This is a genomic window from Virgibacillus sp. L01 (assembly GCF_052246775.1).
Lineage (GTDB): Bacteria > Bacillota > Bacilli > Bacillales > Amphibacillaceae > Lentibacillus.
On sequence record NZ_JBQQCP010000001.1, the window covers coordinates 722821 to 746387 of the forward strand.

The following is a 23567-nucleotide window of genomic DNA, read 5'->3' on the forward strand; positions in this document are numbered from 1 at the left end:
GTATAACTAAATCCTTTTTTCATTATATTCTTGAACCAGATACACCGGTCTCTTTTTGGATTCATTGAAAATACGCCCTAGGTACTCTCCTATAACCCCAAGAGAGAGCAGTTGAATTCCGCCCAAGAATAGAATAACACTCATTAAAGAAGGATAACCAGAGACTGATTCACCAAACACTAATGTCTTGAAAATAACAATAAACATATAGATAAAAGCCCCCATGGAAATTAAAACCCCAAAATATGAGGAAATCTTTAGGGGATATGTGGTGAAGGAAGTAACTCCCTCTATCGCTAAATTAATTAATTTGGTATAGTTCCATTTTGTTTCTCCTGCAGCACGAGGATCCCTGCTAAATGATATTTCTTTTTTCTTAAACCCTAACCAACTAAATAGTCCCTTAGTATATCTTTGTGTTTCCCTTAATTGTCGTAGTGCATTGACGCAACGTCGGTCAAGCAAACGAAAATCTCCAGTGTCCTCTTGAATAGGAATGGATGTTGTCTTCTTCAGAACTTTATAAAATGTTTTAGAGCTCCACTTTTTCAGCCATGTTTCCCCTTGTCGATCACTCCGTTTAGCATATACATCATTGTACCCTTGTTCCCAGTAATAAATCATTTCGGAAATTAATTCAGGTGGATCTTGTAAATCAGCATCTATGATTACAACTGCATCACCTTTAGAATAATCAAATCCTGCTAACATGGCAACTTCTTTACCAAAATTTCTTGATAAGTCCACATAAGAAATCCTTTGGTCAATATCCCGTAATTTTTTAATGATTGTTAGAGTCTGATCACTACTTCCATCATTAACAAATAAAATTTCAAAATTATAGCTAGTAATATTTTTTGTTACATCTTTTATTCTACTGTAGAATTCTTCTATAACTTTCTCTTCGTTATAGGCTGGTACCATAATGGTAATTAACTTTCGCATTTTTGGCCTCCTCAGTAACATTGATTAATGTTCTATTTTTTTCAAAAAGTGAAGATAAACTATAGTAAGTAACTATTAAAATTGCTAAATCCATCAAAAAATTATAACATATTTCCTATTCTCTTGATAGTGAATTCTATTTTCACAATTACTCTCTTTAAAAATACAAAGGGTGGAAAACGTTCATCAGTTCCCTTTGATAAAAAAGCACTTAACTTGTCGTCATATAGTCTGACTGATGAAAAGAGAGACTTTAGAATAGATTAATTTGTGGCCATTCTTCATTATACTCAAACCTAAAGACACCCTTTCCTCTCTCAGAAAATGGTTCCATATCTTATAAAGGGTATATGGAATACTCCTCCAGTCTTTTAGGTTATTTGCCGGATATTCTTTTATAAAAGGCCTTGGGAGTACTTCCTTTTTTACATTTTAAATCCCTTTAACCACAGAGGCTATCCTTATGGATTTCATTTGTTAATAGATGATTAGGTGTAGTTTAGATTAACTGATAAATAGTATGTCCCGATAATTACTATATAAAAGGTAGAAAAAGGACTTATTCAGCTATCCCTCACGGAAGTAAAATACTTAGGAGGTATTTTCCAAACTCACTATTTAATGGGGAATTCATTCCTTAATATAAATCGAATTTGCCATTTCTAAAAGACCTACTACTACCGTTTTATTAACCCCCCTTTGTTATGTTTATCCCTGAAAATCTTATCTTTCTTTTTGGCTAATAATATGTGATAATATATGGATTGAAAAACTAAAAAGTCATATCATTAGTTTTTCGGGAAATTTTTATGAGGTGATATAATGACATTTAATGAAGTTATGGCGTTAGTTATGCCTTCCATTGTTGCGTTATTTTTTTATTCAAAAATGATAAAAAGAAAAATAACATGGTTCGAAGCGATTAGCACCTTCGCTTTATTTATGTTTATTACAAATGTTATATGTTATGGAATACTAACTATTATACTAAACACTACGTCTCTATTATTCACGATCACATTTACGATAAAATACAGTATTTTGGCTATTGTTATTGCGGTATTAGTCGCAATCATATACAGATTTATAGAACTAAATATCAATATTAATTTGAAAGTTGAGTCAGCAAATGAAAAAAATGATTAATGTATTGGTAACTTTTATAACCGTTTTACTATTAATTTTGTCTGCACTTATATTTAATATCTCAAAGTATATTCGTGATGACTTCCCTGATCAAAACATAGATGAAATGCTATTCTATCTGACCAATGGGGTAGGCGGTACTTCAGGCGATGTAATTATTACTGCTATTAAACAAGGTCTACTTCCATTCTTGATCACCTTAATCATTATACTAATCCCAATTGTCCGTCTTAGCAAAAGGGAACATATACTCGAAGCAAATATAAGAAAGAAAAAATTCAAATTTAATATTTTCCCTTTAAAAAGATTAAAGTTAATTTACGCTTTTGTAATTTTAATTCTATCTTTATTTTTCAGTTATAAAATGCTTGGAGTAGATAGTTATATTGATCGGTTAACGAATTACTCTCCTTTTATAGAAGATAATTATGTAAGTGGTACGAATGTTTCAATCGATTTTCCAAAAGAAAAAAGGAATTTGATTGTTTTATATTTAGAATCAATGGAAAACTCATTGATAAATAAGGAAAGCGGAGGCGGCTGGGATTATAATGTTATCCCGGAATTAACAAGTTTGGCAAAAAATAATATCAATTTTTCTAATACTAACAATATAGGTGGCGCCTTCCCTGTTCCAGGTACAGATTGGACTGCTGCAGGTCTTGTTTCAACTACATCAGGTTTGCCATTAAAGGTTCCGGTTAGCGGTAATCAATACACCTCATCTGAAGACTTCATGGCAGGTGCTTATTCGTTAGGTGATGTATTACGTGAGGAAGACTATAATTTATCAGCCATGTTCGGTTCAGATGCGGATTTTGGAGGTCGTAAAAATTTTTATAAAAGACATGGAGATTATAAAATATTTGATGTCAATACCGCTATTAAAGAGGGGAAAATGAGAAAAGAGGATAAAGTTTGGTGGGGGTTTGATGATTCACATTTATTTAAGTGGGCAAAAGAGGAAATTACTTCTTTAGCTGGTAAAGAAGAGCCCTTCAGCTTCACCTTTTTAACAGCTAATACACATTTTGTTGATGGATATCTCGAGAAAGAAGCGAAACAAAAATTTGATAGCCAGTATGAAAATGTATATGCCTATTCATCTAAACAAGTAGCTGAATTTGTAAAATGGTTAAAGCAACAGGATTTTTATAAGAGTACAACTCTTGTTATCATTGGCGATCATCTTAGCATGCAAGGTGGAGGTTTTTTCCCTTCACACACATATGACGGTTATGAACGTACTATTTATAACGCTTTTATAAATTCTGCAGCAGAGCCAGTCAATACAAAAAATCGCACATTCTCACCTTTAGACTTTTACCCGACAATTCTAGCAAGCATTGGTGCTGATATTGAAGGAAATCGCTTAGGATTAGGAACAAACCTCTTCTCAGATAGAAAAACACTGGAAGAGAAATTTGGTTTAAAGTATGTATCCAACGAATTAGAGAAAAATTCCAACTTTTATAATACAGAAATTTTACAAGGTGATTATATAGAACTATTGAAAGAAGCAAACGAGGATAAATAAAGATTTTAATTACTTGTCATCCAAAGAAGATGTCGCCAAATAGATACTCATATAAAATTAGTTAGAACTTTGCTCCTTTCGTTGCGCCTTTTTAGTTCAATTATATTTTTTGATGTTTATGCCGTATTTTCCATAACGTAAATATGTGGTAAAGTTAAGACTTAAATAACACAAAGTAGAGGTGTGAATCACATTATGATTAACACCTCTATTTATATATATAACAGCTATCACCAGTTATAACAATTCAGCCCCTATAACAAACGCATCTAGACATACGTTCAGTATGAGGATTCATATGTCAAACCCAGTTCCAGTAAAAGTGGCATTTTGAAGCTGATTCGTTGTTGCTAAAAGTATCAAACTTTATTTCATATGGATGTATTACATACGATAAGGGATGTTATCGTATAACTTTCCTATAATTTACCCCTAACATGGACAGTGTTAGAATAAGTGTAAAATAACAGCGTAAATAGGAGGATTGTATCATGAAAAAAGTAATCACCTATGGAACATTTGACTTAATCCACGTAGGACATGTTAACTTGTTGCGCCGTGCAAAAGAATTAGGAGATTATTTAATCGTTGGTTTATCCACAGATAATTTTAATAAAAATAAAAACAAAACAGCTTATTATACTTTTGAAGACCGCAAAATAATATTAGAATCAATCCAGTATGTAGATTTGGTAATCGCAGAAAGCAATTGGAAACAAAAAACGCGTGATATTAGAACATATGATGTAGATCTATTTGTAATGGGAGATGACTGGAAAGGTAGCTTTGACTTTCTAAAGGAAACTTGTGAAGTTGTTTATTTACCTAGAACTACCGGTATATCCACTTCATGTGTAAAAAAGAGAATATCAAAAACATGATAAATCACTTTCGTTATTCCTACTTTTGTCGTTTGTGAACCCTCTTTTAAATGATCTCATTTAAAACATATTGACCTTTTCTTTTTTTGAATGGACCAATTTCCATATTCTACCACTTACACTTTCTCGCACTTATCCTTCTGAGCTAACTATTGAGGTGCTTGAGTGGACCTTACTGCAGTTCACTAGCTGATGTGAATGAACATCAATTTAAAGTAAATGGAAATTGTATTTTGCAAAAAAGGATATTTCCTTACAATAAACCATACATCTCTAAGGTAATTACATTATAGAAGAACCGTTTATAACGACTTACTTTCCTCCTCCCACTTGGTTGAACTTAAGTGAACTTCCAGCAGATATCACTTCTCCCTTGTGATTTTTGCGTAAAACACCTCGAACTTTTCGGTCTCAGCTTACGTATGAGACCGGCATATATTAAACTTTTTTGCTTTGTTAAGTAAGAAGTGAATCATTTTGGTCTTCTATTTCGTCTAATTATGTAGCCATTTAAAAATATGCAATATTTATTACAGGATTGTAATAAAAAATTAGTTTACCAAACACTTATTTCATAGTAAAATGAAGATTAGTTTTTGATTACGTTTATTTAAATATACTAAAACTTTGATTATGTAATATTAAATTTTTTTCCTAATAAGCATATACTTTTAAATAGATACTAAACTAGAGGAGATTCTTTTATGTCTGAAAACACAAGAAAAAAATTAAGAAAAAGCAAAAAACGTAAACTTCGGAAAAGAGCAATTTTTATATTAGTTCCAGCTGTTATCGCATTTATCGGTTTGTCTTATGCAGCATATTTATACGTGAAAGCAGATACTGTATTATCTGATTCCTACCAGGATGATGGCAGAGAAAAATCTGATCTGCGTGAAGAAAAAGTGGATCCAAGCAAGGACAATGTTTCCATTCTGATTGCTGGTGTTGATGCTAGTGATGTCCGAAACAATGAAGATCATTCTAGAACCGACACGCTAATGCTTGCTACATTGAACAAGGAAGAGAAAAGCGTCAAAATGCTAAGCATTCCACGTGATTCTTATGTGTATATACCTGAAGTTGGCTATGAAACAAAAATTAACCATGCACATGCTTATGGCGGTATAGATGCAACAGTGAAAACAGTTGAAAATCTAATGGATATTCCAGTCGATTATTATGTTAAACTTAATTTTGAAGCATTTATTGATGTAGTAAATGCGGTTAATGGAATAACAGTTGATGTCCCTTATGAATTATATGAACAGAATTCAAATGACGTTAAGGGCGCAGTACACTTAATGCCGGGTGAGCAGGATCTAAACGGTGAAGAAGCACTTGCTCTAGCACGAACTAGAAAATACGATAATGACATTGAACGTGGTAAACGTCAACAGAAAATTATTAAATCCGTAATTAAAAAGGCAATCTCAATAGATTCTATTTTGAAGTACGATAACATTATTGAAGCTGTCGGAAAGAACATGGCTACAAACATGAAATTCGATGATATGAAAAGCTTCATTTCATACGGAACAGGTAGCGGAAGTCTCAGTTTTGAGACATATACGTTAGAAGGTAGTGACTATCAGCCAGATGATACGTACTACTGGAAACTGGATGATATTGCACTTAATGAAACAAAAGAAATGTTCAAACACCATCTTGAAATTGATAGCACAACAACTGCTTCTGACACAGGTGAGACAACAACTACTTCCGGATACCAATCTAATTCTTGATAATATTAAATAAGAGCTTTCCCCTCATTAGGGGAAAGCTCTTATTATTGAGAAAAAGCTACTCATCAGACATTCTATTCAACGGGTAAGCAGGTTCTAGATGATTCACAAATAACAAATTCAACATCTATTGCCTTTTTTCCAACCTTTACTTTAGGAACTAACTTTAAAAATCATTATAAATTTTCTTTTTAAACTTAATATTTTTAAATATCGCCCATAGTAAAGTAACTTTTCGGTTAACTTGTTTGAATGACGTGTGAAAATTGTTCTGTAATGGCCAAATAGCATCATACTTTTCAACATATCTTGAAGAATCTATCTCAAGAAAATTCTCTACTGCTTCGACTTGATTATTTTGTACTAAGTTTTTCTTTACTTTATTTAAATATATAAAACCATCAAAAGCAATAACCTGTGATTTAAACGCTTGAATCGCACGAATTTTATCATCATACTCGTCTGTTATATCAACGGCAAAATTTATATTCTCCTTGGGAACAGGGCAATTAACCTCGTACAATCGAATTGTAAAATCCATATCCAGAGTCTTCAAAGTATCCGACAAAATTTTACCTGTTGCCATATGGTCTTTATGAGCGTCCACAAATGGAGTGGAATAAATTACATCAGGTCTTACCTCTAATATAATATCCTTTAGTAGCTGCTGAGAATATTCATCACTCTTTGCATGTCCATCTTGAAGATCCATGTAATGAATTTGGTTGATACCTAAAATTGATTTAACTTGTTCCATTTCCTGTTTACGTATATTGGAAAGGTTTGACTTGTCCATTTCACTAACACTTGAAGACCCATCAGTAATAAATACACAATGTACCCTTGCCCCGGACTTACTATGTTTTTTTATTGTGCCCCCTAGCCCGATTGTTTCATCGTCCATATGGGGAGCTAATATTATCACACTTTTGTCGTCACTGACCTCAGACAATTTAATATTACTCTTATAATGATTGTTTAACACAATTGAAGTTATTGGGTATAATATGGGCTTCAACACATTTATCACTATTTTCTTTATCATACACTTTCTCCAATCCAGGGATTCGCTTTAAGATAATTTTTCATAGTTATATTTTTGCATTTTGTCGCCACATATTTGTTCAATTTTCTTTAAATTGTAATCCCCAAAAAAATCAATTTTATCAACACTCTGATTACCTGCTGGCTGATATTGTATATCTACCTTATCAGAGATATCATTTACTAGTGGCAGGTTTAACTGTTTTGCTAATTCCTCGATTGATTTTACTTTATCCTTTTTAAAATCCTCATATCTAATTAAAATGAAGTCATCTTTATTTTGTTCATAGATCTCTATGCATTTTAACCATCTATGGGCCATCCACTCAATGAAATTCACACCCTCAACACCTAACCAGCGACTATCTATTACTTTCTTCCAGTTTTCATTTGCGGAATTCCATTTCTCCTTATAATTTACTTCAATATTATTTTCATTACCTGGGATATCTACTCTGTTTAAGACGCTCCTAATATTATCATATGGATTACGTACTATGAATACATTTTTGGGAGAATTAAAGTAGGACTTAATTTCATTGTATAAAAAAGTTAATGATGGTTCTTTAATTATATCCTTTGAAAAATCATATTTATTTTTTTCAACAAACTCATTAAACGATAGTTGGCCCTGATGTAGTTTGGTTTGAATTGGTTCATAGATACCTACCAAGTCGATAGTAGCAGGTTTATCTGTTAAATCAGCTAATAATGAGGCAATTGCAGAAGTTCCGCTTTTCTGATTACCCAATACAAAAATAGGACTCAGGTTAACACTACTTTTTTGATTTAATTTATACCTGTTTATATTTCGTGGCAGATGGTAAACTTTCCGCATAAAATTTCTCAAATTTCTTTCCTCCAAATAATCTTAAATATATATTATTTTAAAGTGACTTATAAAATAACCGCGAGTTCTAACAAGGTGTTAATCACTGGATTAATAACGATCTTATAAACTTGTTCCAAATTTACATGAACCTGTCTTAATTGATTTATAAAAAATACTCATCAACACTTCTTTTCTATAAATTCTTCAATTATATTGATCATATTCTCTTTACCCGATATGAAAGGCGTAGGTTCAAATTCATCAGTTAACCTAATAACCTCTTCCAATAAAACATCTTCGTTCCATTCTAAGATATGACCTTTTTCTTTAAAGACCTTGACAAGTTCTAATTGATGGTCATCATTATGTTCTCCATATTTTCGTAAACGAGCAACAGCAATGACTTTTTTATTTTTCTTTAATCCCGTAATAACAGAACCTGTACCGGCATGTGTTATTATTAATCTTGCTTCATCATATATATTTTCCATCTCTTCATAGTTCATGAAGGGTTTAATAGTTAAAAGTGGACTTGAATACTTAGTGTTACCACTTTGAACGACAACTTTCTCTTGAATTAACCCCTCTTTCTTTAACCGTTCTACCTCACTTATCAATCTTGTGAAAGGAAGCTCATGTGTGCCTAATATTACAAATATCAATATATCGACCCTCCATAGACTGCCTTTGGATAAATTTTTTTCATGGATTCCCACTGAACAACAAATAAATCTGCAATTGGGTAAACCATTTTTCCTGAAAGAGTAGGACTTGACGACTTTGCAAAACTTTCAATAAATATCACTTTTTTTCTAAAGAGTTTAGCTATATAACACATAGGTACAGCGGTATGCACGCCAGTTGTTATGACAATATCAGGTCTTTCACGTAGAAAAATGAATATGGATTTAATGATATTATAAGTAAACTTAAAAATATACCTTAAAGGATAATTCCTTGCTCCATACGCTAGATATGAAGTCGGATGTTTTTGTTTTAATTCCGCTGTTATATCCGACTTCTCTGTTACTAAATGATATTGATATTCTTTAAATAAGGGTTCTAGCTGTAATAGCTGAGTTAAATGTCCACCAATTGATGAGATTAAAAGAAGCCTTTTATGTCTTTTCATGACTTTTGTCTCGCTCCAATCATTTCATAAATCCCCAATAGTTTGTCCAATTGTTTTTCTTCCTCATACTCTCTGGCCTTCTTTTCTCCCAGCCTAATTAAGCTATTTCTAAAATCACTACTGTTAAGTATCATCTCGATTCCATTTTGTAAGGAGTTAATGTTGTGTGGTTCAATCAGCACTCCTGTTCCATCACTAAGTAGGTAAGATAACCCACCAACATCACTGCCGACAACAGGAGTATGACAAGACATTGCCTCTAAGGCGACTAGTCCAAAACCTTCCATATGAGACGGTAGAACAAAAACATCTGAGGCAGACATCCAAAGTGAAATATCTTGCTGATTCTTAGGTGAGTGAAAAAAGACATCTTCAATTTTCTCATCCGATATTTTTTGTTTTAGTTGATTTATAAAGGTAGGGTCCTTGACTGTGCCAATTAAGTGAAGCTCGATAGAATAAGAGGCTTTTTTAAGCTGACTATACGCTTCAATTAACTCGTATAAACCTTTAGCCTTAATCAAATTCCCTACAAATAAAAGCTGAACTCGCTCCTCTGGGAGATTCAATTGCTTTTTAGCCTTATTTTTATTTACCGGAGCAAATACGTTTCGATTCACCCCCATATTAATAATGGTAATCTTCTCTTCATGTATACCAAAGTCAGTAACAATCTCAGTTTTCAAGTGATCCCCTACTGCTATCACTTGATCCGCCTGTTGTAAAATTTTCTTTGTTTGTTTAAAGAAAAGAGTGCCTTTCTTAGCCATCTTATCTATATCACCGCCGTGTGCAGTTACAACCAATCTTGTACCAAATAATTTTTTGAACCATACTCCCCACAAGCCACAAGGAAAAATATAGTGCGCATGTATTACATCGTAACTTTTACCTTTAAACAATAATGAATAAATGATATGCATTACCCAAATGAAATATTTCTTTATAACGAAAAACTTACCTGCACGCTGTTCTCTAATAGCAGCTACTTCAACAGTAAGTCCTCTATTTTTCAATGCTTCTACCTGATTTCTTATAAATATTCCAAATTGCTTATTTTTACGACTCGGATACATATTTGTAATAACAAAAACCCGTTTTTGTTTACTTTTGCTCATTCTATTTAGATCTCCTTTTAACCGCCCATAAATACTTTTCGTAATTCACTTAGTTTTTATGATCATTTGAATCTTGTTTCATAACCAAGACATATGAGTAACCTAGGAGAATAGAGAGGTAAATGCCTGATGCAGGTGCTAAAAGCACATGTCCAGCTAGGAAGGCTATTCCTAATCCTATTATAACCTCTATCCCAACGATTAGAAATGTAAAGTTTAAATGTTTAAACTTATACTTAAAAAGTCTTTTTAATATGAGTGAACCAAAATAAACGAATGGAGCAAATAGCAGTATCGAGCCAATTATTCCATATCCAAAGAACCAATCAAAAAAATCCATTTCAACTAACTTTGGCTCTTGTTTATAATTTCCTCCAGGACCCATACCTAATAATTTTTGAGAAACTGGCGCATCTTTGTATTGTTCAAATGTACGCTTCAAAAAATCCCCGCGTCCACTCAAAGCCATTTTCGCAAGTTCATCATCCTTAGCCCTTTTACTTTCTTCATCTTCGGATGGATTTTTATTATCATTCATTATACCATTTTCTCCATTCTGAGTAAGGAGAGTAAAGTTAATATTGTTTCCTACAGGTGAATAAGGTATATATATGACCGACAAAATTAATATAGATGCTAGAATAATCAGATTCGGTAACTGATTTTTATTCAGAAAACTACCAATTAATGTCATGATAATTCCAGTACCTAATAGTAAAAGGGCTGCACCTAATCCTACTTTAGTACCCACCATCAACATAGACCATGCTACGACCAAGATACCGGGTAATAGCATAAGTTTTATTCTGATACTTTCTTTATTCAACATATAAAGAATCATCAACCCAAAGCCTAATGATAAAATTGCACTTAACTCATTGGCTGAAAAGAACCATCCAGAATGTCCCTCTTTGGCTAAAGCCCCGTAACTTCTTTTACCAGAATCAAAAATCGTGGCCAAAACCATTACAATCCCAACTATCGACATACTTATAAAAACAGTACGCTGGACTATCTTTTCCCAACTTATACGCTTGCTTAATGAAAGAAAAACAAAAGCAAATACAATGATCATTTCAACAACGTATGCAGATTTGATGTTAAAAGTTAGCTCTTCAGTCAGGAAGAAGGGGCTTTTCACAAAATAATTGTTAGCAATATTCGAGATCATGAATATCCCTAACAATATCAAATATATGGTTGTTAATAGTCTTACCTTTTTATTCGGATAAAGAAACAAATAAACAAACCCTACCAACATTGCCAGTACTCTAATAACTATTGATAAGGAAGAACCAAAAAAAGCTGTAATATCTAAGATAGGTTGGAATGCAATAAATATTATAAAAAAGTACTCAATAAATTTTAGTAATTTTTGTGATTGGTTCTCTTGTAAAACCATCTGTATATCCCTCCTAGGTGAAAAGAGTTTTATTTTTAAAGCAAACTTTGTAATTAAGCCTACTATAAATTGCAATTTTTGTTTTATAACATTGCCCAAAGGAGGGCTTATTTAAATAGACCAGGAGTAATCATAGTTATTAGTTAATGTAATTCGATACTTCTTATCAAATTAAATTTGCTTTAGCCTATTTGTTTCAAAAAAGCAATTAAATTCTATTTCTTACATTTATTATTGACTTTTTTAGAAACCTAATGCTGATTTGAATCTGAATGTGCTTCAACAATAGGAGGACAGTAGATCAAATTGGGTCTATAGTAATTTATAAAACAGAAAAATTTGCCCGCCATCTCTTACTTCTCTTTCAAGAGAAGGCTTTTTATACCAATACATCAGTATACCCCACTTATGCCGGTTACTCTTTTTCAGTACCAAGTGCGCACTATAGCTATTTGATCCATCAGTAATATACTAACAATCAACTTTTACCCCGCATTGGCCATACATCCTTCTAGTTCCACATAATCTAATTGAACCCTCATCAGGATGGTGTACTAATACTAAATTAATTAACTACCTACTGAAATTAATTTTTTGATTTCTAATGACTCATCAATATTTTGCTGTTGGGTCTACAATTGGTTGCACTTACTGGACTTGTTACATTCCAGACGAAGAATCCTTTTCTTTTGTTTTCCTAATAAACCTATCTACAAATATGGCTAATGTTTTACTTCTTAACAAGATAACACATAACAGATATACAGCCGCCCCAATGATAGATATAGTTAAGATGTGGACTATATTACTCCAACCCTTGACTAAAGGATTTAACCCTAATACAACAACACTCATTACTAATACAGCTATAATAATCTTCAAATATTCCAATCCAATATTTTTCAATTTGAAGTCTTTTACAAGTCTTAAGAAAATAATAAAACAAGTCCCTACATAAAAAAACGCCATTATGGATGAAGCTAAGGGAATACCGGTATACCCTATCCATGTTGTAAAGATATAGTTGAGAATTATATTTAAAAGAATAGCCATTCCACCTATCATTAAAATAAGATGTCCTTTTTTTAAAATATAGAACCCCTTATTTATCACATTGTGGAGGCTGAAAAATAATACCGAGCCAAAATAGTAATATGCCACTCTGCTTGTCGCCAATGTAGCATCAGAACCAAACGCTCCACGTTGATATAGCAGCTCAATGATATTAGGCATTAAAACCATCATACCAATAATCGATGGTAATAGTATAAAGAACATTGTTGTTAGGCCCTGTTCAATTCCACGTTTAAACAATACCTGGTCATTCTTGGCATTAGCCTTTGATAACAATGGAAAAATAATTGTTCCTATCGTCACACCAAATATTGCTTGAGGAAAATGCACAAGATTTTTTGCATAATTTATATATGTTACTGCGCCCGCTTCAAAATAACTGGCAAAGATATTATCAACAGCTAGATTAATTTGTCCTACAGCTACCGTCAAGGCTACTGGGATGAAAATAATATAAAATCCTTTAATTTCCGCCCAGTTAATTTTTTCTTTAAAATTAATTATCTTCCGAGGCATTACTATGAATAACTTAAACAGAAAGGATATAATTGTTCCTGCTAAATAACCAACTGCTAGTGAATATGCTCCAATTTCTTCTTCAAAAAGTATAGCACTCAGTATTGTTGAACCAACAACAGTTATTTGTGATACTACAGATAGAGAGAATTCATTCCGCGAGTCAAATAGGGCTTCCAAAACTGAATTCATTCCGACAAAAAGCATTGACGAAAAAAGAATTATTGTAGTCCATACTGCAATTTGCTGTCCATGGTCATTAAATTCAGGGAACAATATTGGTATATAATATTTAGATAAAACTATTCCCACTAGCGACAGGGTAATACTTATTAAAATTGTACCCTTAAATACTTGACTTAAATGATGTATGCCCCTATTATCTTCTATTGATTGAATATAACTGGGTACAAATGCGTTCTTCATACCGGTTGTAAAAAACAGTATTATCATATTAGGAATAATATACGCTGCTAAATAAGCGTCAGCAACATAACTATCCCCAAAATAATACGCTATTACCATGTCACGTATTAAGCCAGAAATTTTCAAGAATAGTGTTGCTATTAAAAACAGTATACTTGCTAAACCGATATTATACTTCAATCTTATACCTCTTTCAAAACCAAGTAATATATTTCAGAAACACATACTTAGGTATTATACCATTTATTTAAAGTAATGTTCGAGTATTTTTTTAAAAAAGTAACCCACATTCTTGTATTAGAATGTGGGTTATTTTTCTATCTTACTAAATTTACAAAATGAGATCTTACAGTATTGGAAACTGCATTTGGTCCACCTAGGAAATAGAGATCAGGTTTTGATGTAATTGAGTTTTTCATCCAATTTTCTGTTTCAGCCGGGATTTTTTCAGTACGTGTCAAGATTATTGGCTCGTTATATTTCGCAGCTAGAGGTGAAACTGATAAAGCATCTGCTAGTTCGTAACCTTGAGTGACAAATAATTTATCTATAGGTGCTTCCTTATAGAATTTATCTATAATAGCGGCGTTTGTCTTAAATCTTGAATCACCAGAGACACGTTCAACTGTCCCCACAAGTTTTTCCAGATGTTTTTTTACAGAAGATGATATAGCTCCTGGTCCTCCTATTAAAGTGGCCTTCTTAATACCATAGTCCTTTATATAGTTTATTATATTTTGATTTAACTCATTAGTCTTGGTGAGTAAAATCGGAATATCGTTTGCTCCAGCGTAAGGGGCTATTGCTAAAGCATCTGAAGATTTCTCATCTCCAGTAGTTACAAAAATTTCATCGCTACTTCCATTTAACTTACTAACTTGTTCAGCAACTTCAAATGCAGTTCTATAGCGATCTGTCCCGGCTAATCTTATAACATTGTTATCGCCGAATTTTTCTTTAAGTTTTTCTTCTACAGATGGTAAGATAGCCGAGTTATCTCCGCCTAATATATATACTTTACTAGGCTGTATTCTATTAAGTTCTTGTTCTACGGATTCTGTCAATCTATGACTTTGTGTTAATAATAAAGGCGAATCTAGGGATGATGCAAGTACACTTCCAGTTAAAGCGTCTATTGGAACATCTCCACGACCTATTACTACGGAGGTCGGCTGTTCCCAATGCCATCCATAGTTGGATATACTCACACCAGTCTCATAACGCCGTTCACCCCTGAGACTGTATTTGTCTATATACTCATTTGAAGGACTTAAATAACTCGAAGCCACATAGCCAGTCTTCCCGGCACTAGTTTTAATCGGGAACCACACAAATTGGTTTACCTTTGAATTAGTTCCTACATACGAACCAGTAATTGTGACCTGTGTACCTTTGTTCAGCTCACCTATCACATCTCCGCCTGGGGTTTGTCTTAAATTCAAGTTATTGGTTGTTACATATGAAGTGTCACCACTAGTTAGAGACTGACTCGAATAATGCTGTGGTCCTTCAACAGTAAAATTAGAGGTCTTAAATTTTAATAACCCATCCTCTTCATAAGGATCTAGTTTATGTGTTGGAAATGGATTAATATTTACTAAACTTAAATCTCCAATTCTTTGTAAGACCTCTTCCTGATATGCTGCGTACGGCGGGAATGGTCTTTCTAACGGATTATTTCTCGACAACAAACCGTTATAAGCCATAATAGCAAAATACCAATTTTCTATTACCATTGGATCATTATTATTAATTGTTGGTATTAAATCATGATTATGATAGTTCCACTTATTTTTTAAAATTTCAATACCGACTTGAATGTTATATCTTATATCTGTTTTCAAATTATTTAAATCTTCTTCTGAACGGTGGCCATTATTTGAAATCTGCATTATTCCTATACCATTACAATCATAACCAAGCTTAACGTTTGTACCATCATAGTTAGGACATTTTTTAATAGATTCTGGGACGTCATTCCAAAATTGTTGCCAGCCACTTTCTTGATACGCAATTGCTTTAACTATTTCCGGAGAAACACCAGCGTCTATAGCTTCTTCCGTTAACATTTTATTAATTTTAGCATTGGAAGGATTCGTATATGTTGTACTAGCTGTACTAAATGTAGAGAATTCTTTCATCTGTTTACTTGTATTTGACGTGTTTGTGTTATCCAGTTCTTTTATATGCTTATCGCTTATATTAACTCCATCATTTTTAATAGAGTACACTTGTGTAATAAGTTTAGATGGGTTCGTTTTTACATCCTCCTTATCATATTCTGGATATTTTATTTCAATATCATTCTCTACAACATCTATTCTTGCTCGTTCAAAAACCTCGGACTCAAAGATTTTCTCAAGTCCTTTATCATTCATTTTAAGTACTTGAAAAAAGAGAGCATTAGAAGAACCTGCATAGCGATAGTTTACAAGTGCATATTCCTGACTATTTATTGTTAACTTTTCAATACTTGATATTTTTATTAAAGTTAATTTCTTATTATAGATCTCTTTCCCATTTTCCATTATGGAAATGGTAGAAATGGTATCATTATTTACTTTAACCTTCTTGGTATCTGTTAATTGTATTTGTTTTTCACCGTTATTAAAGGAAAAAGATGTTGATTCTTCTGCTTCACTCTGAATAGGAATAAAAGAAAGAAATGCAAATATTCCTAATAACACAGCACAAAATCCAATTCTATTATTATACTTCATGTAAGTGCCTCCTGGTATTACTTTTTGATAATTTAGATAGTACTCTTCCAATTTGCTTATCTTTATTTGGTAACTAGTTAGTGGTCATACTTTCTAAATTAGTTACAACCTTATATCCATTATCACCTATAACTTCATACGTTTCTTTTATCAAACCAACATTAGGAGCATAAAAGGCTTTATAAACGTTCTTATTACTAGAGCTTTCGGAAACTTTAGTTCGTTTAACTACAAAGACATTTTCAAAGTTTCCATACGGGACTTCGACTGTTTCTTTGTCCGCAATTACTTCCCAACTCTCTCCTTCACCATTTCCTGATTTGTTAATATTAATGAGGGTCTTAGGAGATTCATAAGCCTCAAAAGTATCTAGTTGATCTGAAATACTTTTTGGGTTTTCTTCTTGAAATACTACCGACATATGCTCCGATGACCATTCTAATATCTGTAAAGTCACAACATCTCCAAATTCTATTACCCTTTGAAGAAGTCTATCATTCCCCGCTATAATATTATGCGTTATTTCATATTCATCATTTTGAATAAACGTTTTTTTGTCACCTACTCCAGGACGATAATTTCTAAAATCCTCCTGAATTATTGTACTATCTTTTTTTGTATTCTCTTTATTATCGTTCTTAGAATCGGGGTTCTCAGTTGTCTTCCCTTGGTTACTTTTTTTCTGTGAATCCTCCTCATTCTGACTATCTGCCTGACTCTCATCCTCACCCTCAACCACACCTTCCTGCTCTGTAGATGTTTTTATACCATCATCATCAGAACAGGCAGATGTAACTAGTATTATTATAAGTAAAAAAAGTAGTCTCCTCATTAAATACCCCCCTTTATAACGTTTATAGATAACAGGTTACTTCACTTTTTCCGAAAGATCATTTATTGTTTCTTCACTTAATACGCCACCTATAGTCTTGAAGTTTTCTACTACATTTTCCTTGCCGTACTTTTCTAAAAACGTAGCAATTTTAGGATCTATTTTATTGTTTTTTACTAGAATAAGAGGAGCATCAGACTTAACTGATAGTGATGATGCAGTTAATGCATCAGGAAAACGCTGACCGGTTGCTACCAGAACTTTATTTGAATGAATATCATCCTCAAAATAATTAAGTAAACTTGCAAGTGTTTCATAGCGATTGGTCCCGGCAAGTCTAACCACCTTATCTTTACCATTTTGGTCAATTAGTTTAGCTTCTACTTCCCTGGAAATAGCACCTGGTCCCCCTACAATTGCAACATTTTCAAAATTTAAATACCGGAAACTCTTTTTATCCATCGCATTGGACCTGGTCAAGACAATAGCCCAGTTTTTGATTGTAGCTATTGGAGCAGCTCCTAGTGCATCTGGAAAGCTCCGACTTGAAGCAAGAAGCACACCATTGACATTTTTAAGTCTTTCATTGATTTTCTGGTTTGTTTCAATCCTAGTTGTACCAGCAATTCTTTCTACTTCGTATCCTTTATTCTGCAGCTTAGTTTCGACATCAGTTGATATCGCATTCGGACCGCCTAATACCATTACCTTATTTGCATTTAAACGCTCTAATTCGTTAAGGACCTCATCTCGCATCTGACCAGTTTTAGATAATAGAATTGGTGCATTACCGAGTTGGGCCGCTAAAGGTGCAGCCGATAAAGCATCTGCATATTTATAGGCGGTGGACAGAATAACTGTTTTTTCGGTATGGTTGTTTGGAAACCCGTCTGGATAGAGTTCTTTTGAAACTTCTACTGCTGTAGTAATTCTATGATTAGATGCAACTACATTTTCTTTAAAATTATAATTATAGTTACTATCTATATTATCCCATACCATTTGATCAGTTTTTTTATTTATAACCTTAGTATTCTTCCAAGTCTTTGCATAATTTACTGCAGGCTGTTTATTATAAAATTCCTTTACAATCTTTTTGTCCGTATGAACAATCTTATATTTTTTCGTACGATAATTAGTCCAAAGTATTTTCTCATTATTAACGTTTCTAACTACAGTATGCTTCCAATCTTTAGCATATTCTATGGCAGATGCTACCTGATAATGCTTTGATAAAACTCCATTTGCTGGATGCTCTACTATATAACTCTTATTTAAATAGTTTGACCATAGTATTTCTCCGCTTTCATTATCTACTACTCTAGTATGCTTCCAATCTTTCGAATAGTTAAGAGCTGCATCTTTTGTGATAAATAGTTTACTAATACTATCAACACTTGTGTGATAAACGCCAAACCTGTATTGGAAGTTATCAAAAATTCTCTTCTGCCTAGTTTTATCAAAAACGTAAACATTTTCCCTCGATTTCGCAAAATTTAATGCTTCATCTTTTGATTTATATACTTTTAATCTATTGTCATTATGATCGTATACCTCGTACACATCAAAGTAATCTACTACAGCCTTTGCTATAGCATTTGCCCCTTTTTGTTGATATGCGTCAGTTTTAATTCTCCTTTCATCTTCAGGATTTGACATATAGCCTAATTCAACTAATGTGGAGGCCATTTGAGCATTTCTGGTAACAAATAAATTGTTTGCTACAATCCCTCTTGGCCCTTCCTTGACAGGCATATTATTCAAAACTGTATTATGGATCGTATAAGCCAGTCGTTTACTTTCAGGAGAGTATTGTTTTTGGATAGGGTCAGGAGGCCATCTAGAATCAATTCCTTTATCTATATCAAAGTAATAGGTCTCGTATCCACTTGCATATGGCCCGTTTGGGGTAGCATTATGGTGCACTGAAATAAACACCGAATTATCTCTATTCCCAGCTGTGTATTCATTTGCAATCTCCATTCTCTTGGCTAAGTCCTCTTGTTGTGAATCCCCAAAGTCCCGATCACTTTCACGTGTCATATATACTTTAAATCCCTTTTGGATTAAAACATCTCTAAGTTTAAATGAAACTTCTAAATTAGCATGTTTTTCAAGGTATCCAGTACTATTTCCTGAATATCCTGCTGTTCCAGAGAATTTACCACCATGCCCTGGATCAATCACCACTGTTTTTCCATTCGAAGCCTCAACTGACACATTTATTGTCAGAGAAAAAAGTATTACAAAAATACTAAAAAATAAACCTTTCTTCACTAATACTCCCCCTTATTATGTAATATAATTTTAATCATTGTATGGAGAATAAACCACTATATATTAGTTTAATATATAACAATATAACCTCTGATTCAATAGAGTTTCAACAATCTTTTTAATATAAGACTTAATAACTATGGAATCTTTATGAGAATAAATATCTAATTTCAATATCCAAATTTGTCCATGTTGTTGTTTTTGTGCAAGTTATTTTAATTCTGATTACTTCTATAGAAAAATCAGCTTTATTCAAATCATAAAACGTACTATCTATAATCCTTTTCCAATCGACAAATGCTAAAATTCAACCTTTTTACATTTCAGGGCCCATAATATGATCGATACTCCAGGCAATATTCCCACAATACGGAATACCTCTGATATTTCTCACGGGTCTCAAATAATAAACACAAAATAAGCATTAGGAAAGGAGAGAATTATGTCTTTATATAAAAGGTTAGAGAAGGAAAAATAACACTAAATAAAAACCCTCAGTCTATAGACCAAGGATTAACCACTCGATTTTTATTCATCAAATTTTTTTAAACATATTTAATAATGGTCGATACTTTTTTCCAATTATCCCAGTAATCTCAACCGTTAGTTCTATTAATAAAGTTAAAAACACTAAAATAGTAATAGATACCCAAAGTGTTGACATTGTAAAGATAATGGCTGAGATCCCAAACAATGCACTCATTGCATAAATTATTAATACAGAAATCCGGTGACTATATCCTAAATTTAGTAAACAGTGATGTAGGTGTAATTTGTCTGGCTGTGACAAGGGTTTGTTTTGTATAATCCTTCGCACCATCGCAAAGAACGTGTCAGATATCGGTACCCCCAAGATGATAATAGGTGCAATAACGGAGAATACGGTCACGTTCTTAAATCCTAGTATTGCAAGTACACTGATCATAAAGCCCAAAAACAAAGACCCCGTATCGCCCAAAAATATCTTCGCTGGGAAAAAGTTGTATAAAAGAAAGCCAAGTGTACTTCCAAATAATATTAGACCAGCAAAAGTAGCAAGTGTATCACCCATTGAAATCGCCAAACCTGAGATTGTTAATAAAGCAATTGCAGATACCCCAGCTGCCAGCCCATCAAGACCATCTATCAAATTAATCGCATTAGAAATTCCCACAATCCAAAGAATAGTTAACGGAATACTCCAATTCCCAAACTCTAATTGTGCATCAAATGGTAGATTGATAAATTCAATTTGTATTCCCCCACTTACAACAACAATCGCCGCAATAATTTGACCTAGAAACTTTACTTTTGCTGAAAGTTCGTATAAGTCGTCTAATAAGCCAACCACCATAATAATAGTACCTCCTATTATTAATGGCCATACGTAATTGCTATCAGGGTAAAACCATAGAAGTAAAATCATAAAACTGACATATATTGACAGACCACCTAACCGCGGCATTACTTTGGTATGGACTTTACGCTGATTTGGCTGATCAACTGCACCAACTTTAATAGCTAGTTTTCCAACCAATGGTGTTAACAGAATAGAGATAATAAAACTTAAAACCAAGGCGGTTAATTCCATACACGCCCCTCCTTATCTAATCTAAAAGCACAACTAACTTTTTTAATAACTAGCAACATTTATTAGACGAATTTAAGTTAAAGAAAGTTTCATATTTATATTACATAGTATTTTTTGTTTTACTCACCATTCATAATTGGTCTCCCAATTGAGTGGTATTCAATTCCACTTTGCTTAACTTCTTGTAGGTCAAAAATATTTCTTCCATCAAATATAATTGGAGTATTCAACACTTGTTTAAATTTTTCAAGACTATATTCTTTAATTTCTTTCCAGTCCGTTAGAATCACTGCAAGATCTGCATTATCCAATGCTTCCTCTAAAGTGCTTGAAAAGCTAATACCTTCATGCAACACCTTTCGTGCATTATCCATGGCAATTGGGTCGTATGCTTGTATAAGGGCACCTTGGTCGATTAACTTTTGGGAAACTCTTATAGAAGGTGCATCCCTCATGTCATCTGTGTTCGGTTTAAATGCGAGACCTAATAAGGCGATCTTTTTTCCACGAACATTATCGAACCTTTGATTAATTTTGTTCACTATAATAGACTGCTGATGAACATTTGCCTGGTCTGCACTTTCTATAATAGACATTGTAGTACCAAAATCACGGCCCATGGATACTATTGCTTTTGTATCCTTAGGAAAACAAGATCCACCATACCCTATTCCAGCATCAAGAAAAGCCTCTCCAATACGGGTATCCATTCCCATACCTTTTGAAACATTTTCTACATTTGCCCCTACATTCTCACAAAGATTGGCTATTTCGTTTATAAAGCTTATTTTTGTTGCTAAGAAAGCGTTAGAAGCATACTTAATCATTTCTGCACTTCTTAGATCGGTTTTTACTATGGGTACATTAAACGGAATATTGAGCGCTTCTATTGTTTGTAAAGCCCCTTGATCTTGTGAACCAATAATAATTCTATCTCCATTAAATGTATCATAAACAGCAGATCCCTGTCGGAGGAATTCAGGGTTTGATACCATACTAATTGAAACATCTCGTGTTAAATATTCTTTTATCTTAGCATCTATATAGTCATTTGTACCAACAGGAACAGTACTTTTTGTAACAATTATTACATCTTGTCTTAGATTCTTGGCAATATCCTTACATGCTGCCTCAACAAACCTTAAATCAGCAGACCCGTCATCCCCTTGTGGAGTACCAACTGCTATATAAACGATATTTTTATTTGCCAAACCTTCATTATATTTTGACGTGAAATTAAGGTTTCCATTTGAAATGTTTTTGTTTAGTAATTCTTCCAAACCTTTTTCATAAATAGGAGGTTCACCATTTTTCAATCCCTCGATTTTCCCTTTGTCTATGTCTATACAAGTTACCTCATTTCCAATATCCGCCAAGCATACACCGGAAACTAAGCCTACATAACCAGTACCAATTACAGCTATATTCATTTATTTACACCACACCTACTTTGAACTTTGTAAAACTTCTTTCATATATTTACGAACATCTTCATTTAAATCATTTCGGTTTAAAGCAAAGTCAATAGTTGCTTGAATAAAACCTAGCTTATTACCAATATCATACCGCTTCCCAGTGAAATTATAAGCCAATACTTGCTCTTGTTCATTCAAAATTTTTATTGCATCTGTTAATTGAATTTCCCCACCTTTACCAGGAGGTAATGTTTCTAAAATATTAAATATAGCTGGTGTCAAAATATAACGACCCATTATTGCTAAATTTGATGGTGCTTTATCCATTTCAGGCTTTTCTACAAGTGTGTTCACGCCTTTAACGGCTGGTCCAAAATCAGCGTTGTTTAAAGGGTCTATAATTCCATAGCTTGAAACAAGGTCATCAGGTACGTCCTGTACTCCTACTACAGATAAATTATACTTGTTATATACATCCATAAGCTGTGACAGGCACGGTCGTTCAGCCTGAACAATATCGTCACCTAATAAAACGGCAAATGGCTCATTCCCAATAAATCTGCTAGCACAAGAAATCGCATGACCCAAACCTTTAGGTTCTTTCTGCCTTATATAATGAATGTTAGCTAGTTCTGTAATTGAACGTACCATATTTAACATTTCATGTTTCCCTTTTTCAGCTAACTTTTCTTCTAATTCATATGAAACATCAAAATGATCCTCTATGGCTCTTTTCCCTCTACCGGATACTATAATAATATCTTCAATACCCGACTGCACAGCCTCTTCCACAATGTATTGGATTGTAGGCTTGTCCACAATTGGTAACATTTCTTTCGGCTGTGCTTTTGTAGCTGGTAAGAAACGCGTGCCTAATCCTGCAGCGGGAATTATTGCCTTCTTGACATTCATTAGAAAACTCCTCTCAAGTATTGATTTAAATAGAGTTCCTTCT

At 33.2% G+C, this 23567-nt stretch carries 18 protein-coding genes; 4 read left to right on the top strand and 14 right to left on the bottom strand.

The genetic code is table 11. The features are described 5' to 3' along the window. Positions 1 to 6: 6 nt before the first annotated feature. Positions 7 to 945 (bottom strand): glycosyltransferase family 2 protein, encoded by a 939-nt coding sequence (locus ACTWQM_RS03275; protein ID WP_443256726.1) that lies wholly within the window; start codon positions 943 to 945, stop codon positions 7 to 9. An 822-nt stretch (positions 946 to 1767) separates the two neighbouring features. Between ACTWQM_RS03275 and ACTWQM_RS03280 the strand changes: the two genes are divergently transcribed. From ACTWQM_RS03280 to ACTWQM_RS03295, 4 genes are all read left to right on the top strand, one after another. Continuing rightward, positions 1768 to 2091, top strand: coding sequence for a hypothetical protein (locus tag ACTWQM_RS03280; RefSeq protein ID WP_443256727.1), 324 nt, complete (start codon positions 1768 to 1770; stop codon positions 2089 to 2091). Then, positions 2075 to 3628 carry an LTA synthase family protein gene (locus tag ACTWQM_RS03285; protein WP_443256728.1) on the top strand — a complete coding sequence of 518 codons (1554 nt, stop codon included), beginning with the start codon at positions 2075 to 2077 and terminating at the stop codon, positions 3626 to 3628. The genes ACTWQM_RS03280 and ACTWQM_RS03285 overlap by 17 nt, the downstream gene beginning before the upstream one ends. A gap of 491 nt (positions 3629 to 4119) precedes the next feature. After that, positions 4120 to 4509: a glycerol-3-phosphate cytidylyltransferase gene (gene tagD, locus ACTWQM_RS03290; RefSeq protein ID WP_443256729.1), complete on the top strand. Its 390-nt coding sequence runs from the start codon at positions 4120 to 4122 to the stop codon at positions 4507 to 4509. A gap of 704 nt (positions 4510 to 5213) precedes the next feature. After that, a complete protein-coding gene (locus tag ACTWQM_RS03295) occupies positions 5214 to 6254 on the top strand; it encodes an LCP family protein (RefSeq protein ID WP_443256730.1) in 1041 nt (346 codons plus the stop codon). 166 nt (positions 6255 to 6420) lie between these two features. On the opposite strand, the gene ACTWQM_RS03300 is transcribed toward ACTWQM_RS03295, so the two are convergent. The 13 genes from ACTWQM_RS03300 to galU all read right to left on the bottom strand — a co-directional run bounded on the left by ACTWQM_RS03300 (position 6421) and on the right by galU (position 23524). Next, positions 6421 to 7299, bottom strand: a complete 879-nt coding sequence (locus tag ACTWQM_RS03300) for a PIG-L deacetylase family protein (protein WP_443256731.1) — start codon at positions 7297 to 7299, stop codon at positions 6421 to 6423. A 27-nt stretch (positions 7300 to 7326) separates the two neighbouring features. After that, the gene (locus ACTWQM_RS03305) at positions 7327 to 8148 is read right to left on the bottom strand and encodes a sulfotransferase domain-containing protein (protein WP_443256732.1); all 822 of its coding nucleotides are present in this window, start codon (positions 8146 to 8148) and stop codon (positions 7327 to 7329) included. Positions 8149 to 8309: 161 nt separating this feature from the next. Next, positions 8310 to 8792: a PssE/Cps14G family polysaccharide biosynthesis glycosyltransferase gene (gene pssE / locus ACTWQM_RS03310; RefSeq protein WP_443256733.1), complete on the bottom strand. Its 483-nt coding sequence runs from the start codon at positions 8790 to 8792 to the stop codon at positions 8310 to 8312. Beyond that, positions 8789 to 9262 (bottom strand): PssD/Cps14F family polysaccharide biosynthesis glycosyltransferase, encoded by a 474-nt coding sequence (pssD, locus tag ACTWQM_RS03315; protein WP_443256734.1) that lies wholly within the window; start codon positions 9260 to 9262, stop codon positions 8789 to 8791. Before pssD ends, pssE begins: the two co-directional genes overlap by 4 nt. Beyond that, on the bottom strand, positions 9259 to 10380 hold the full coding sequence (locus tag ACTWQM_RS03320; protein ID WP_443256735.1) for a glycosyltransferase: 1122 nt from the start codon (positions 10378 to 10380) through the stop codon (positions 9259 to 9261). The genes pssD and ACTWQM_RS03320 overlap by 4 nt, the downstream gene beginning before the upstream one ends. Before the next feature lie 49 nt (positions 10381 to 10429). Further along, complete coding sequence (locus ACTWQM_RS03325; protein ID WP_443256736.1) at positions 10430 to 11782, bottom strand: O-antigen ligase family protein; 1353 nt, start codon at positions 11780 to 11782, stop codon at positions 10430 to 10432. Positions 11783 to 12442: 660 nt separating this feature from the next. Next, positions 12443 to 13978: a murein biosynthesis integral membrane protein MurJ gene (murJ, locus tag ACTWQM_RS03330; protein WP_443256737.1), complete on the bottom strand. Its 1536-nt coding sequence runs from the start codon at positions 13976 to 13978 to the stop codon at positions 12443 to 12445. 137 nt (positions 13979 to 14115) lie between these two features. Continuing rightward, complete coding sequence (locus ACTWQM_RS03335; protein ID WP_443256738.1) at positions 14116 to 16518, bottom strand: cell wall-binding repeat-containing protein; 2403 nt, start codon at positions 16516 to 16518, stop codon at positions 14116 to 14118. A 73-nt stretch (positions 16519 to 16591) separates the two neighbouring features. Beyond that, on the bottom strand, positions 16592 to 17350 hold the full coding sequence (locus ACTWQM_RS03340) for a hypothetical protein (RefSeq protein WP_443256739.1): 759 nt from the start codon (positions 17348 to 17350) through the stop codon (positions 16592 to 16594). A gap of 36 nt (positions 17351 to 17386) precedes the next feature. Further along, complete coding sequence (locus ACTWQM_RS03345; protein WP_443256740.1) at positions 17387 to 19627, bottom strand: N-acetylmuramoyl-L-alanine amidase; 2241 nt, start codon at positions 19625 to 19627, stop codon at positions 17387 to 17389. Positions 19628 to 20162: 535 nt separating this feature from the next. Next, positions 20163 to 21197 carry a glycosyltransferase family 4 protein gene (locus ACTWQM_RS03350; protein ID WP_443256741.1) on the bottom strand — a complete coding sequence of 345 codons (1035 nt, stop codon included), beginning with the start codon at positions 21195 to 21197 and terminating at the stop codon, positions 20163 to 20165. A 119-nt stretch (positions 21198 to 21316) separates the two neighbouring features. Then, positions 21317 to 22627, bottom strand: coding sequence for a UDP-glucose dehydrogenase family protein (locus ACTWQM_RS03355; protein ID WP_443256742.1), 1311 nt, complete (start codon positions 22625 to 22627; stop codon positions 21317 to 21319). Between the two features lie 15 nt (positions 22628 to 22642). After that, positions 22643 to 23524, bottom strand: coding sequence for a UTP--glucose-1-phosphate uridylyltransferase GalU (gene galU, locus ACTWQM_RS03360; protein ID WP_443256743.1), 882 nt, complete (start codon positions 23522 to 23524; stop codon positions 22643 to 22645). Positions 23525 to 23567: the final 43 nt, after the last annotated feature.